At 73.3% G+C, this 13452-nt stretch carries 12 protein-coding genes and 3 tRNA genes; 3 read left to right on the forward strand and 12 right to left on the reverse strand.

Annotated elements, in window-relative coordinates; all coding sequences use genetic code 11:
• The first annotated feature begins 32 nt into the window (after positions 1 to 32).
• The 3 genes from RF644_RS12860 to RF644_RS12870 all read left to right on the forward strand — a co-directional run bounded on the left by RF644_RS12860 (position 33) and on the right by RF644_RS12870 (position 3235).
• The gene (locus tag RF644_RS12860; RefSeq protein ID WP_368796871.1) at positions 33 to 1082 is read left to right on the forward strand and encodes a TerC family protein; all 1050 of its coding nucleotides are present in this window, start codon (positions 33 to 35) and stop codon (positions 1080 to 1082) included.
• A 318-nt stretch (positions 1083 to 1400) separates the two neighbouring features.
• Positions 1401 to 2657, forward strand: coding sequence for a heparan-alpha-glucosaminide N-acetyltransferase domain-containing protein (locus tag RF644_RS12865; RefSeq protein WP_368796793.1), 1257 nt, complete (start codon positions 1401 to 1403; stop codon positions 2655 to 2657).
• A 146-nt stretch (positions 2658 to 2803) separates the two neighbouring features.
• Positions 2804 to 3235, forward strand: coding sequence for an OsmC family peroxiredoxin (locus RF644_RS12870; RefSeq protein WP_017833207.1), 432 nt, complete (start codon positions 2804 to 2806; stop codon positions 3233 to 3235).
• A gap of 171 nt (positions 3236 to 3406) precedes the next feature.
• Here the strand turns inward: RF644_RS12870 and RF644_RS12875 are convergent, their stop codons facing one another.
• The 12 genes from RF644_RS12875 to RF644_RS12930 form a co-directional block, all read right to left on the reverse strand.
• Positions 3407 to 4375 carry an NAD(P)/FAD-dependent oxidoreductase gene (locus tag RF644_RS12875; protein WP_368796794.1) on the reverse strand — a complete coding sequence of 323 codons (969 nt, stop codon included), beginning with the start codon at positions 4373 to 4375 and terminating at the stop codon, positions 3407 to 3409.
• Between the two features lie 53 nt (positions 4376 to 4428).
• The gene (locus RF644_RS12880; protein ID WP_368796795.1) at positions 4429 to 4767 is read right to left on the reverse strand and encodes a hypothetical protein; all 339 of its coding nucleotides are present in this window, start codon (positions 4765 to 4767) and stop codon (positions 4429 to 4431) included.
• 198 nt (positions 4768 to 4965) lie between these two features.
• Positions 4966 to 5041 (reverse strand) — tRNA-Glu (locus RF644_RS12885).
• A gap of 151 nt (positions 5042 to 5192) precedes the next feature.
• A tRNA-Glu gene (locus tag RF644_RS12890) sits at positions 5193 to 5268 on the reverse strand.
• Between the two features lie 22 nt (positions 5269 to 5290).
• Positions 5291 to 5362, reverse strand: a tRNA-Gln gene (locus RF644_RS12895).
• Between the two features lie 88 nt (positions 5363 to 5450).
• Positions 5451 to 6029: a cupin domain-containing protein gene (locus RF644_RS12900; RefSeq protein ID WP_368796797.1), complete on the reverse strand. Its 579-nt coding sequence runs from the start codon at positions 6027 to 6029 to the stop codon at positions 5451 to 5453.
• Between the two features lie 130 nt (positions 6030 to 6159).
• Positions 6160 to 7674 (reverse strand): glutamate--tRNA ligase, encoded by a 1515-nt coding sequence (gltX, locus tag RF644_RS12905; protein ID WP_095651664.1) that lies wholly within the window; start codon positions 7672 to 7674, stop codon positions 6160 to 6162.
• A gap of 109 nt (positions 7675 to 7783) precedes the next feature.
• Positions 7784 to 8557: a fumarylacetoacetate hydrolase family protein gene (locus RF644_RS12910; protein WP_035928896.1), complete on the reverse strand. Its 774-nt coding sequence runs from the start codon at positions 8555 to 8557 to the stop codon at positions 7784 to 7786.
• Between the two features lie 70 nt (positions 8558 to 8627).
• Positions 8628 to 9737: a branched-chain amino acid aminotransferase gene (locus RF644_RS12915; RefSeq protein ID WP_368796798.1), complete on the reverse strand. Its 1110-nt coding sequence runs from the start codon at positions 9735 to 9737 to the stop codon at positions 8628 to 8630.
• A gap of 98 nt (positions 9738 to 9835) precedes the next feature.
• Positions 9836 to 10912, reverse strand: coding sequence for a 3-isopropylmalate dehydrogenase (locus tag RF644_RS12920; protein WP_368796799.1), 1077 nt, complete (start codon positions 10910 to 10912; stop codon positions 9836 to 9838).
• Between the two features lie 79 nt (positions 10913 to 10991).
• Complete coding sequence (gene metG / locus RF644_RS12925) at positions 10992 to 12554, reverse strand: methionine--tRNA ligase (RefSeq protein ID WP_368796800.1); 1563 nt, start codon at positions 12552 to 12554, stop codon at positions 10992 to 10994.
• Positions 12555 to 12627: 73 nt separating this feature from the next.
• Positions 12628 to 13434, reverse strand: a complete 807-nt coding sequence (locus RF644_RS12930) for a CPBP family intramembrane glutamic endopeptidase (protein ID WP_368796802.1) — start codon at positions 13432 to 13434, stop codon at positions 12628 to 12630.
• Positions 13435 to 13452: the final 18 nt, after the last annotated feature.

Genomic DNA, 13452 nt, shown 5'->3' on the forward strand with positions numbered 1-13452 from the left:
TCCGGTCGGGAACCGGAGGGTGGCTGGTGGCGATGGACGTCCCGTTCTGGGGGTGGGCCGCGGTGATCGGCGGCATCGTGGTCCTGCTGGCCGTGGACCTGCTCGCCCACCGGCGCCCGCACGCGATCGGGCTGCGCGAGGCCGCGGTGTGGACGGCGGTGTGGGTGGCCTGCGGGACGGGCTTCGGGGTGGTGGTCTGGGCCGTCTTCGGGTCGCAGGCCGGCCAGCAGTACTTCGCCGGGTACCTGATCGAGAAGTCGCTCTCCGTGGACAACGTGTTCATCTGGGCGGTCCTGCTCACGTACTTCGCCGTCCCCCGCGCCTACCAGCACCAGGTGCTGTTCCTGGGCGTCTTCGGGGCGCTGGTGCTGCGCGGCGCCTTCATCGCCGCGGGCGCGGCGCTGATCCACGCCTTCGAGGGAGTGCTCTACCTCTTCGCCGCGTTCCTGCTCTGCACCGGGTGGCGGATGCTCCGGCAGCGGGAGGCGCGTCTTGACCCGGATCGGTCGGCGGTGCTGCGGGTCTTCCGCCGCTGCGTGCCGATGACCGAGGTCTTCTACGGGCAGCGGCTCGTGGTGCGCGTCGGCGGGGCGCTGCGGGCCACGCCGCTGCTGGCGGTGCTGGTGCTGGTCGAGGCCACCGACGTGGTCTTCGCCGTCGACTCGATCCCGGCCGTCTTCGCGGTCACCGACGAGGTCTACATCGTCTTCACCGCCAACGCCTTCGCCGTGCTGGGGCTGCGGGCCATGTACTTCCTGCTCGCGGACCTGATGCACCGTTTCGTGCACCTGCGCGCCGGGCTGGCCCTGGTCCTGGTGTGGGTGGGGGTGAAGATGGCGCTCAAGGTCGACGTGGTCGACATCCCCACGGGGGTCTCCCTCGCGGTGATCACGGCCGTCCTGGTCGTGTCGGTCGGCACGAGTCTGCGGGCCACCCGTGGGCAGGGGCGGCGGGCGCCGCAGTGCCCGGAGGCCCCGCCGTTCCGGACCGCGACCCCCGCCGAGCTCGCGGCGCTCCAGCCCCTGCGGCCCTCCCGGGCCGCCTCCGCCGACCGGGGCGAGGACGGCCGGAGCGGCCCCTGAGGGGCGCGGACCGCGCCCCGTGGGAGGGTCGCCGGCCCGTGAAGGAGCCGGCCCCGTGCACCGCAAGCTCTCCGTCCTCGTCGAGGCGGACCCCGACGGCCGGTTCGTCCGGGTCAGCGTGACCGGTCCCCTGACCCGCGCGAACCAGCAGGCCCTCCACGCCGCCGCCGGGGCCGGCGCTGCGCGAGGCCTCCTGAGCCTTCCGGCGCAACGTTGCCGCGACCGACGGCCTGGATGCGAAGATTGGCGGCAGTGCACACGACATCCTGAGCGCGACCCACCGTGGGGCCGGGGATGAGGAACAGGACGGCGGGACCCATGAACGACCACCCCACGAGAGACCGGGCCGCGGAGGCCACCGGCGGGCTCGACCCCCGCCGGTCGGCCGGGCGCCTGGTCGCCGTGGACGCCGCCCGGGGACTGGCTCTCGTGGGGCTGACGGCGGTCCACTTCCTGCCGCAGTCCTATCCCGACAACGACCGGCCGACGCTGTCCTGGCTGCTGTTCGCCGGGGACTCCGCGGCGCTGTTCGCGCTGCTCGCCGGGGTCGGCCTCGCCTTCTCCACCGGAGCGCGCAGACCCCGCAGGGGCCGGGACCTGACCGCCGCCCGCGCGGGGATCGCGGTGCGCGCGCTGCTGATCATGGTGATCGGGCTGACCGTCGGGTACCTGATGCCGGCGGACCCGCCGGCCGTCGGCATCCTGGTCCACTACGGGCTCTTCTTCCTGCTCGCGCTGCCCTTCCTGGGGCTGCGGGCACGGACCCTGCTCCTGTGCTCGGGCGCGTTCCTGCTCCTCGGGCCCCTCCTGATCCACTGGCTGGGCGACGTGGTGCCCGAGCACAGCGCCGCCAACCCGACGTTCGCCCACCTCGTCACCGAACCGGTCGCGCTCTTCTGGCAGCTGACGCTGACCGGCACGTACCCGGCCGTGACGTACATGGCGTACCTGCTCGCCGGGCTCGCCCTCGGCCGCCTCAACCTCAAGAGCCTGCGTCTGCAGAGCCGCCTCCTGGCCGCGGGACTCGGCCTCGCGGCCCTCGCCAAGCTCGTCTCCTGGGTGCTCCTCTACGGCATGGACGGCTACAACGTCCTGCTCTACAGCATCGTCTCCCTCACCCGGGCGGACCTGGACCACCTCGTCGTCTTCGGCGCCGACGGGCCCCTGCCGACGTCCTCGCTGTGGTGGCAGGCGCTCTCCGCCCCGCACACCAACACGCTCCTCTCGGTGGCCTGGAGCCTCGGAGTGAGCACGGCCGTGCTCGGCGCCTTCCTGCTCGCCGGCCGCGAGTTCGGCAAGTGGCTGCTGCCGCTCACGGCCATGGGGGCCATGACCCTGTCCCTGTACACGGGACAGCTGGTCCTGCTGGCCACCGAGGTCCACTACAGCAGCCCGCTGCTCTGGTTCGCCGCCTGCCTCCTCGTCTCGGCGCTCGTGGCGCTCGCCTGGCGGCACGCCTTCGGACGGGGTCCGCTGGAACGGCTCGTGTCCGCGGCCGCGCACGCGACCACCCGTGCCGTCGCGGATCGGGGGACGCCCCGCGGCTCGGAGACCCCCAGGAGGCCCCTGGGGTAGCACGTGCCTCCGCCGGCCGGACACGCGCCGACGGCTGAAACACGGCCCCGGCCGCTCGCGGGCCGCACGGATCCGTTAGCGTGACAGCAGCGCCGCCCGGCGCCGGCAGTCGGAGCGCCCGCCTGCCGTGGACCTCAGGAGGAACCATGCCGAAACCCGTCATCAGCAAGGCCAGCACCGTCTGGACCGGCGATCTCTTCAACGGCTCGGGCACCACCAGCCTGACCGGCTCGGGCCTGGGCCCCTTCGACGTGGACTGGGACACCCGCGCGGAGAGCGGCGCCGGCGCCAAGACGAGCCCCGAGGAGCTCCTGGCCTCCGCGCACGCCACCTGCTACGCCATGGCGTTCTCCAACATGCTCGCCCAGAACGAGACCCCGCCCACCCGGCTGGACTCCTCGGCCGAGGTGACCTTCGTGGCGGGCGAGGGCATCAAGGGGGTCGAGCTGACCGTGGTGGCGCAGGTGGAGAACATCTCCGCGGAGGACTTCGCGCGCATCGCCGAGGAGGCCAAGGCCGGCTGCCCGGTCTCCCAGGCCCTGTCCGTGGACATCACCCTGGACGCCTCGCTGGCCTGATCCGGTGCCCGGCCCCGCCGGCCCGGGCAGTGCCCGGGCCGGCGGGGCCGGCCGCGTCCGGCGTGTCGGTGACGGCGGCGGACGGCGGCCCGGCCGGCGAGGGCGTGGCAGGTCGCGCGCGTCCGCTCCTGCTCCTCGTGGATCCGCCCCCGGCCGGCCGGACCCGTGACGTCAGGCGCGGTCGCGTTCGGCGAGCGCCCGGCCGAGGTCCTCGGCCTGCAGGTCGGCGTTGACGGCCGTGGCGGTCGTGAGCCCGGCCGCCGCCGCGGCGAGGACCTGGGCGTGGAGGTCCGTGACGTTGCCCGCCACGTAGACCCCCGGCACGTCCGTGCCGCCTGTGGGCGCCGAGGGCACGTACGTGCCGACGGCATGGCCCTTCTCCGCCACCTGGGCCGTGCGCAGGCCGAGGGAGTCGATGAGGGCGGAGCGGACCGTGAAGCGCGGCACCACGACCACGGCCCGGCACGGCACGAGCTCGCCGGCGACCAGCCGCAGACCGGTGATCCGGTCCCCCGACACCTCCACGCGCCGCACCTCGCCCGCCACGCACGCGATGCCGAGGGCCGCCAGGTGCTCGCGCTCCTCGTCGTCCGGCGCCGGGGCGGTGTGCTGCACGAAGGTGATGTCGCGGCTCCACTGCCGGAACAGCTGCGCCTGCTGCGCGCCCAGGGGGCCGGTGCCCAGCACCGCCAGCGGCTCGTCCCGCCACTCCCAGCCGTGGCAGTAGGGGCAGTGGACGACGTCGCGGCCCCACCGCTGCGCCACGCCCGGGACGTCCGGCAGCTCGTCGGTCAGTCCGGTGGTGATCAGCACGCGGCGCGCCCGCACCGACCGGCCGTCCTCGAGCGCCAGCAGGAACCGGACGCCGTGGCCGTCGTCCCCGGCGGGACGGGCGGAGACCACTGTGCCGTCGACGACGTCCGCTCCGTAGCCGGTGACCTCGGCACGCCCGTCCGCGAGCAGCGCGCCCGGGGCGTCGCCGTCGCGGCCGAGGTAGTTGTGCACGTGCTCCGCGGGGTCGTTGCGCGGGGCCCCGGCGTCCACCACGAGGACCGTGCGCCGGGCGCGGGCCAGGCACAGCGCCCCGGCGAGGCCCGCGGGCCCCCCACCGACGACGACCACGTCGTAGCTCTCGTTCACGGTGCGCTCCTCTCCCCCGCCGTGCGCCCAGCCCGTGCCGGACCCGCGCAGGGTCAGCGGGGCTGGGCCGGGTTGAAGGGCGTGCCCTGGGACGGTGGGTTGATCGGAGGCCCGGCGGTCTCCGGCGAGACGGGCGAACCGCCGCTGGTCCCGGACACCTCCGGCGCGGCCTCGGGCACCGCGCCGCTGGGCTCGGCCCCCTGCCGCAGCGCCTCGATCCGTCGCTCCAGGACCTGCACCACGGGCAGCCGGTCGGCATGCGCCCGTTCGTAGTCCAGCAGCTGCTGCACCCCGCGCTCGTCGAGGCCCGAGATCTTCGAGCCGAGCACGCCCACGGGGAGGTGGTCGTAGTCGGGCAGCGGGAGGTCGTCGTGCTGGGAGATGTCGTTCACGTCTGCTCCTCGGCTCATGGCCGCCGATCCGGACGTCGGCGGCGACGGTCCTGCCACGGTAGCAGTCCGACCACCACAACGTAAGGGTGCTTAGTGCTCGGCGCCGAGTTCGGCGCGGCCTCACCTGCCGGCACTCCCCGGGCGCTGGGCTGGAACGACGACGTCCCCCGGACCGTGTGGTCCGGGGGACGTCTTCCGTGGTGACCCCAGCGGGATTCGAACCCGCGTTACCGCCGTGAGAGGGCGGCGTACTAGGCCGCTATACGATGGGGCCGCACCGATCCGGTCCGCGGTTTCCCGCGACCGGCCTCGTACACTGTACCAGGTCCCGGGCCCTGTTCCGGACGCCGGCCCTGTTCCGGCAGCGCAGCGCACCCCGGACACGAGAACACCCCCGGACCGTGTGGTCCGGGGGTGTTCTGCGGTGGTGACCCCAGCGGGATTCGAACCCGCGTTACCGCCGTGAGAGGGCGGCGTACTAGGCCGCTATACGATGGGGCCGTACTGATCCGATGGAGCAGCGCTGGGATACCAGGACTCGAACCTAGAATGACGGTACCAGAAACCGTAGTGTTGCCAATTACACCATATCCCACTGTCGTCCCCGGTCCGGCGGTTTCCCGCGGCGACCGGCGCAACGCAAAAGAACTATACCGGCCTTCCGGCGGGGCGGCAAATCGGGCTCAACGGCAGTAGCGGTCCTCGAGCTCCCCGTCGATCCCCCGGCGGCGGGCGATGCCCGCCAGCGCCCGGACGACCGGCCCCAGCCAGCGGTAGAGCCCCGGGAGGTTGATGTCGGTCCACTGGATGAGCAGCGCCGTGCGGAGCAGGCTCCGCGGCCGGCCGTCCCGGCGGGTGCGCCCGTCCCGGGCGAGCCCGTACAGGGCCACCAGGCCCTTCTCGAAGCCCTCGTGGGCGGGCCGCACCTCGACCACGAAGCGGGCCGGCGACCCACTCGGGTTCTTCCAGCGGAACAGGTGCTCCGGGGGCACCTCGACCTCGCCGCCCGCCCCGAGGTCCCGCACGACGTGGCCGACCTGGACCCGCAGCACGCCCTCGAGGACCCGCACGCGCATCCCGAACTGGCGGTGGTAGTGGGCGAGCACCTCTCCCCCGGCCTCCACCTCGACGTGCAGCAGGGCGTGCTCGCCCCCGGTCTCCGCGCCGGTGCGCAACCACGTGATGGTGTCCCGCTGCACGGGATTGCGGTGCCGCGGGCGTCCCGCGCGCATCGCCTCGATCTGGTCGTCCGTCCGGTCCATGCTGATCGCCCCCGTGTCCCAGGCTACGCCGGAGCGCCCGGGTGTGTGCAGATGACGTCCACGACGACGACGGCCCGGCCCGCCTTCCGCGGAGGGCGGGCCGGGCCGTCGTCGTCGGCGGGGAGGGCGCTCAGCCGAGCTGGGCGGCGAGGGCGCGCAGGCGGGTCAGGGAGGAGTCCTTGCCGAGGATCTCGAGGGACTCGAACAGGGGCGGCGAGATCCGCCGGCCCGAGACGGCGGTGCGGACGGGGCCGAAGGCCAGTCGCGGCTTGATGCCCAGCCCGTCCACGATGGCCTCGCGGAGCGCGGTCTCGAGGGCGGCGGCGCTCCAGTCCTCGAGCGGCTCCAGGGCGGCGAGCGCGGCCCGCAGGACGTCCCCGGCGGAGTCCTTGAGCTGCTTGCGGGCGTCGTCGGCGACCTCGATCTCGTCGTCGGCGGCGAAGAGGAAGGACAGCAGCTCGGGGGCCTCGCCGAGCAGGTTCATCCGCTCCTGGACCAGCGGGGCGGCCCGGTCGAGGATGTCCCGCTGGCGCTCGTCCAGGGTGTCCCCCAGCACGCCGCCGGCCTGCAGGTAGGGGACGAGCCGGTCGCGGAAGTCCTCGGGGGCGAGCCTGCGGACGTGGGTGCCGTTGATCGCGGTGGCCTTCTTGAGGTCGAAGCGCGCGGGGTTCGCCAGGACGTCGTGGACGTCGAAGTGCTCCACGAGCTGCTCCACGGTGAAGACGTCCTCGTCCGCGGACAGGGACCAGCCCAGCAGGGCCAGGTAGTTGAGCAGGCCCTCGGGGACGAAGCCGCTGTCCCTGAGGTGGAAGAGGCTGGACTCGGGGTCGCGCTTGGACAGCTTCTTGTTGCCCTCGCCCATGACGTAGGGCAGGTGGCCGTACTCGGGCACGTACTTCGCGAAGCCGATCTCGACCAGGACGCGGAACAGCGCGATCTGGCGCGGTGTCGAGGAGAGCAGGTCCTCGCCGCGCAGCACGTGGGTGATCTCCATGAGGGCGTCGTCCACGGGGTTGGTCAGCGTGTACAGCGGCTGGCCGTTGGCGCGCACCACCACGTAGTCCGGGATGGAGCCGGCCCGGAAGACGATCTCGCCGCGGATCATGTCGTGGACCACGATGTCCTCGTCCGGCATCCGCAGCCGCAGCACGGGCTCCCGGCCCTCCGCCCGGTACGCCGCGATCTGCTCCTCGGTGAGGTCGCGGTCGAAGTTGTCGTAGCCGAGCTTGGGGTCGCGGCCGGCCGCCCGGTGCCGGGCCTCGACCTCCTCCGGGGTGGAGTACGCCTCGTAGACCGCCCCGTGCTCCCGGAGCCGGGCGGCCACGTCGCGGTAGACGTCCAGGCGCTGCGACTGCCGGTACGGGGCGTGCGGACCGCCGGTCTCGACGCCCTCGTCCCAGTCGATCCCCAGCCACGCGAGCGCCTCGAGCAGCTGCTGGTAGCTCTCCTCCGAGTCGCGCAGGGTGTCGGTGTCCTCGACGCGGAAGACCATGGTGCCGCCGGTGTGGCGGGCGTGGGCCCAGTTGAACAGCGCGGTGCGGATCAGCCCCACGTGCGGGGTGCCCGTCGGGGACGGGCAGAAGCGCACGCGCACGGGCGAGGAGGTGGTCGAGGCGGTGGCCGGGGTGGCGGGCGTGTCGGTCATGGCTCTTTCGTGGATCGGTCGGGGTCTGGGCGGGGTCGTGCGGTGGTGCGGGGCGCCGCGGTGCCCGCACGGGTCGGCGGTGCGGACCGGCGCCGGCCGGCGGTGCGGGTCAGCGGCGCAGGACGGTCGGCAGGACGCCGATGCCCTCGACCTCCACCTCGATCCGGTCGCCCTCGTCGACGATACCGACGCCGGCGGGCGTGCCCGTGAGGATGACGTCGCCGGGCAGGAGCGTGAACGCCTGGGAGACGTAGGAGACGAGGAACGGGACGTCGAAGACCATGTCCCGGGTGTTGCCGTCCTGCTTGGTCTCGCCGTTGACGCGGCTGCGCACGGCGAGGGCGGAGGTGTCGAGGTCCGTCTCGATCCAGGGCCCGAGCGGGCAGGCCCCGTCGAAGCCCTTGGCGCGCGCCCACTGCCCGTCGGTCTTCTGCACGTCGCGGCCGGTGAGGTCGTTGGCGGCGGTGTAGCCGAAGACCACCTCGGGCACGCGCTCCACGGGGACGTCCTTGCACATCCGCCCGATGACGACGGCGAGCTCGGCCTCGTAGGAGACCTGCTCGGTCCACGCGGGCAGGGTCACGGGGTCGCCGGGACCGGCGACGGACGTGTTGGGCTTGAAGAACAGCATCGGCGAGGTGGGCAGCTCGTTGCCCAGCTCCGCGGCGTGGTCGGCGTAGTTGCGGCCGACGCACACGATCTTGGAGCGCGGGATCACGGGGGCGAGGAGGCGGACGTCGGCGATGTCGTGGCGCTGCTGGGTGGGGTTGATCCCGGTGTAGAAGGGGTCGCCCGCGAGGACGGTGACCGTCTCCTCGCCGGCGGCGCCCTGCACCGCGCCGAAGTGGATCTCGCTGTCGACCGTGAACCTGGCAATTCGCATGGGACCAGGCTATCCCACGGTCCGCGGGCGGCCGCGCGGCCCCGGTGGCGCCACCGGGGCCGCGCGGGGCTCAGACCAGGCGGGTCAGCCAGCCGTGCGGGTCCTCCGCGCGGCCCGTCTGGATCTCCAGGAGCTGCCGACGGATGTCCATGGTGACCTCGCCGGGCCGGGCGCCCTCGTCGCCGATGGTCTCCTCGGTGGAGACGAGCCGGCCGATGGGGGTGATGACGGCGGCGGTCCCGCACGCGAACGCCTCGGTGATGGTCCCGGCCTGCCAGCCCTCGCGCCACTCGTCGAGGGTGAAGCGGCGCTCCTCGACGGTCATCCCGCGGTCCTTCGCGAGCTGGATGATCGAGCGGCGGGTGACGCCCTCGAGGATCGTGCCGGTGAGCTCGGGGGTCACCAGGCGGCCGTCGTCGTAGACGAAGAACACGTTCATGCCGCCCAGCTCCTCGACGGCGTCGCCGCGGTCTCGGTCCAGGAACATCACCTGCTGGCACCCGTGGGCGTCGCCCTCCATCTGGGCGATCAGGGAGGCGGCGTAGTTGCCGCCGCACTTGGCCGCTCCCGTGCCGCCGCGGCCGGCCCGGGCCCATTCGCGGGAGAGCCAGATGTCCACGGGCTTCACCGGGCCGCCGAAGTAGTTGCCGGCCGGGGAGGCGATCACGGAGTACAGCACCTGGCGGGACGGGCGCACGCCCAGGAACGCCTCCGTGGCGATCATGAACGGGCGCAGGTACAGGGACTCCCCGTCCCCGTCGGGCACCCACTGCTCGTCCACCGACACGAGCTCGCGCAGCGAGTCCAGGAACAGCTGCTCGGGCAGCTCCGGCAGCGCCAGCCGGCGGGCCGACCGGTTGAGCCGGGCGGCGTTGGCCTCGGCCCGGAACGTCCACACGGAGCCGTCCGCGTGCCGGTAGGCCTTGAGCCCCTCGAAGATCTCCTGGCCGTAGTGCAGCACGGCCGCGGCGGGGTCCAGCACCAGCGGACCGTACGGCTCGACCCGCGGGTCGCTCCAGCGGCCCGTGCCCTTCTCGACGTCCCCGAACCAGTCGATCTTCACCATGTGGTCCGTGAAGTTCGTGCCGAAGCCCGGCTCGGCGAGGATGGCCGCCCGGACCTCCTCCGGGACCGGGTCCTGGCTGAGGTGGTGGGCGAAGGTGGTGGGCTGTGTGGTCACTGCGTCTCCCTGCGAGGTCGACCCCGTGGCGACCGGCACGCGGGGCTCAGCTGTTGGTTCCGTGCCCCAGCCTATCCCCGGAGCACGGCCGGATCGGCTCAGGCGAGGGCGGCGAGCACGCCGTCGCCCACCTGGGTGGTGGTGCGGGACTCGTTGCCGTGGGCCGCGAGGTCCTGCTGCACGGCGGCCTCGATCCGGGCCGCCGGCCCGGAGTGGCCGAGGTGCTCCAGCATCATGGCGGTGGCGAGGATCGCCGCCACGGGGTTCGCCTTCTGCTGCCCCGCGATGTCCGGTGCGGAGCCGTGCACGGGCTCGAACATCGAGGGCGCCGTGCGGTCCGCGTTGATGTTGCCGGCCGGGGCCAGTCCGATGCCGCCCGTCACCGCGCCGGCGAGGTCGGTGAGGATGTCCCCGAAGAGGTTGTCGGTGACGATGACGTCGAAGCGCGCCGGGTCGGTCGTGAGGAAGATCGTGGCCGCGTCCACGTGCAGGTAGTCGACGGCGACGTCGGGGAACTCGGCGCCGATCTCCTCGACGAGGCGCGCGTAGAGACGGCCCGCGTTGACGAGCACGTTGTGCTTGTGGACGAGGGTCAGCCGCTTGCGCTCCCGCCCGGCGGCGAGCTCGAAGGCGTAGCGCACGAGGCGGCGCACGCCGTAGGCGGTGTTGAGCGAGACCTCGGTGGCGATCTCGGCGTCGGTGCCGCCGCGCAGCACCCCGCCGTTGCCGGCGTACGGGCCCTCGGTGCCCTCGCGCACCACCACGAAGTCGATGTCCCCGGGGTGGGAGAGCGGGCTGGTGGTGCCCGGGAAGAGCTTGGACGGGCGGAGGTTGACGAAGTGGTCGAGGCTGAAGCGCATCTTCAGCAGCACGTCGCGCTCGATGATCCCGGACGGGACCCGCCGGTCCCCGGGGGCGGCGCCGACCGCGCCGAACAGGATGGCGTCGTGGGTCCGCAGCTCGTCCAGCGTCCGGTCCGTGAGGGTCTCCCCCGTGTCCAGCCAGTGCTGCGCGCCGAGGCCGAACTCCGTCCTCTCCACCGTGACGCCGACCGCGGCGGTCACCGCGTCGAGGACCTTCACCGCCTCGGCCACGACCTCGGGGCCGATGCCGTCACCGGGGACGAGGGCGATCTTCAGGTGGGCGGGGGTGGCTGCGGGCGTCGGCTGGCTCATGGCCCCAGGATAGGAGCCGACCGACCCGTCCGACCACGGTGTGGACGGACGTCTCGCATGATGGACAGCTGGGTGCCGCTCAGGACTGGAGTGCGGCGGGCTCCTCGTAGCGCGGGAACACCGGCGCGGGCGGGGGCAGCTCCGTGCCGGCCACGAGGGGCGTGTCCAGGGCGGTGAACAGGCGGGCGTCGCCCTCGGCCTGGCCGAGCACGTCGAGCAGCCGGGCGGCGGCGTCCGGCACCACCGGCTGGACCAGGATGCCGACCACGCGCACCACCTCGAGCGTCACCCACAGCACGGTGGCCATCCGCCCGGCGTCGGTCTTGCGCAGCTTCCAGGGCTCCATGGCGGTGAAGTACCGGTTGGCCTCGGCGACCACCCGCCAGATCCGCTCGAGCGCCCGGTGGAACTGCTGCTCGTCGAACTCGGCGCGCACCGGCGCGCAGAGCCCGGCGGCGGCGGCGAGCATGGCCCGGTCCTCGGGGGTGAGCTCCCCCGGCGCGGGGACCCGGCCCTCGCAGTTCTTGGCGACCATCGACAGCGAGCGCTGGGCGAGGTTGCCGAGGTCGTTGGCGAGGTCGGAGTTGATGCGGTTCTTGATCCCGTCGTGCGAGTAGCTGCCGTCCTGGCCGAACGGCACCTCGCGCAGCAGGAAGAAGCGCAGCGGGTCGAGGCCGTACTCGGCCACGAGGGCGTGCGGGTCGATGACGTTGCCCACGGACTTGGACATCTTCTCGCCCTGGTTGAACAGGAAGCCGTGGGCGAAGACGCGCCGGGGCAGGGGCAGGCCGGCGGACATCAGGAACGCCGGCCAGTACACGGCGTGGAAGCGGGCGATGTCCTTGCCGATCACGTGGGCGTCGGCGGGCCAGTACCGCTGGAACGTCTCGGACGCGGTGTCCGGGAAGCCCACGCCGGTGAGGTAGTTGGTGAGGGCGTCCACCCACACGTACATCACGTGGTCCGGGTTGCCGGGCACGGGCACGCCCCAGTCGAAGGTGGTGCGGGAGATGGAGAGGTCCTCCAGGCCCGAGCGCACGAAGGACGCGATCTCGTTGCGCCGGGTCTCGGGGTGGACGAAGCCCTCCCGCTCGTAGAGCTCCAGCAGCCGGTCCTGGTAGGCGGAGAGGCGGAAGAAGTAGGACTCCTCCTCGGTCCAGGTGACCTCCGTGCCGGTGCCCGTCGAGCACCGCACGCCGTCCGCGCGGAGCTCGGTCTCGTCCTCGCCGTAGAACGCCTCGTCGCGCACGGAGTACCAGCCGGCGTACTTGCCGAGGTAGATGTCCCCGGCCTCCTCCATCCGGCGCCAGAGGGCCGCCGACGCCGCGTAGTGGTCGGCGTCCGTGGTGCGGATGAAGCGGTCGTAGGAGATGTTCAGGGCGTCGTCCATCTCGCGGAAGCGCGCCGAGTTGCGGTCCGCGAGCTCGCGGGCCGTGAGGCCCTCCTTCTCCGCGGTCTGCTGCATCTTCTGGCCGTGCTCGTCGGTGCCGGTCAGGAAGCGGACGTCGTAGCCGTCCAGCCGCTTGAACCGGGCCATGACGTCGGTCGCGATGACCTCGTAGGCGTGCCCGATGTGCGGGGTGCCGTTGGGGTACGCGATGGCCGTGGTGATGTAGTACGGGGTGCGGTGGGAGGAAGTCACGGCCTCCACTCTACCGACCGCGGGGGTCGTGCGCGCCCGGGGCGGCCGGCGCTCGGGGCCCGGCCGGGTCGGCTCACCGCCGGGGGCGCCCCGCGCCCAGACGCCCGCGGGTGAGGGCCACGACGAGCAGCGCGGCCCCGGCGTAGGTGCCGAACAGGACGAGGTCCACGGTGTCCAGCAGCCCGGTGTGCACCGGCTCCGCGGCCAGCAGGACGAGGTGGTCCTGGGCCGGCGTGAAGCTCGCGTGCAGCAGCACGCACAGCAGCACGCTGCCCGTGCGGTTGTACAGCGGCGTGTAGAGGAACGCGAGGACGAACGGCACCGCGAAGCCCAGCGGCCCGTAGAGCGGGACGTGCCACACCCCCCACAGCAGACCGAGCAGCGCGGTCGCCCTGAGCGGGCCCAGCCGCTCCTGCAGCCGGGGCAGCGCGAAGCCGCGCCAGCCGGGTTCCTCCAGGCCGCCCCCGAGCACCGCCACGAAGACGAAGGTCGCCAGGTAGGCGGGGGCCCGCTCGAGGGCCAGGGACCAGTCGACCTCCCGGCCCAGCGCCGCGAGCAGGGCGTTGACGACGGCGTACAGCAGCGCGGGCAGCCCCAGCGCCCGGGCCCACCAGCGGGCCGGGACCCGCCACCGCACGATCGCCCGGGCCCAGTCCCGCACCGGCTCCCCCGCCAGCCACGTGAGGGCCCACGCCGCCACGAACGGGCCGAGGCCGCCGAGCAGGAGCAGCGGCGTGCCGCCCGCCCCGAGCAGCAGGGGCGCCCAGCACGTCCAGGACCACGCGTACGTCAGGACGAAGAAGGCCGGCAGCTGGTGCCGGGCGACCCGCCCCCGCAGGCCCGGCCCGGGCTGCTGTGCCCGTGCTCCGATGTTCGTCATGCGGACCACCCCCCGGGA

This window comes from Kocuria sp. CPCC 205258, from assembly GCF_040981005.1.
Taxonomy (GTDB): domain Bacteria; phylum Actinomycetota; class Actinomycetes; order Actinomycetales; family Micrococcaceae; genus Kocuria; species Kocuria rosea.

What these genes read in the sequence shown, in the direction of transcription:
- RF644_RS12860 (WP_368796871.1), top strand. Translation starts at nt 33, where the DNA reads ATGGACGTCCCGTTCTGGGGGTGGGCCGCGGTGATCGGCGGCATCGTG.
- RF644_RS12865 (WP_368796793.1), top strand. Translation starts at nt 1,401, where the DNA reads ATGAACGACCACCCCACGAGAGACCGGGCCGCGGAGGCCACCGGCGGG.
- RF644_RS12870 (WP_017833207.1), top strand. Translation starts at nt 2,804, where the DNA reads ATGCCGAAACCCGTCATCAGCAAGGCCAGCACCGTCTGGACCGGCGAT.
- RF644_RS12900 (WP_368796797.1), bottom strand. Translation starts at nt 6,029, where the DNA reads ATGGACCGGACGGACGACCAGATCGAGGCGATGCGCGCGGGACGCCCG.
- gltX (WP_095651664.1), bottom strand. Translation starts at nt 7,674, where the DNA reads ATGACCGACACGCCCGCCACCCCGGCCACCGCCTCGACCACCTCCTCG.
- RF644_RS12910 (WP_035928896.1), bottom strand. Translation starts at nt 8,557, where the DNA reads ATGCGAATTGCCAGGTTCACGGTCGACAGCGAGATCCACTTCGGCGCG.
- RF644_RS12920 (WP_368796799.1), bottom strand. Translation starts at nt 10,912, where the DNA reads ATGAGCCAGCCGACGCCCGCAGCCACCCCCGCCCACCTGAAGATCGCC.
- RF644_RS12930 (WP_368796802.1), bottom strand. Translation starts at nt 13,434, where the DNA reads ATGACGAACATCGGAGCACGGGCACAGCAGCCCGGGCCGGGCCTGCGG.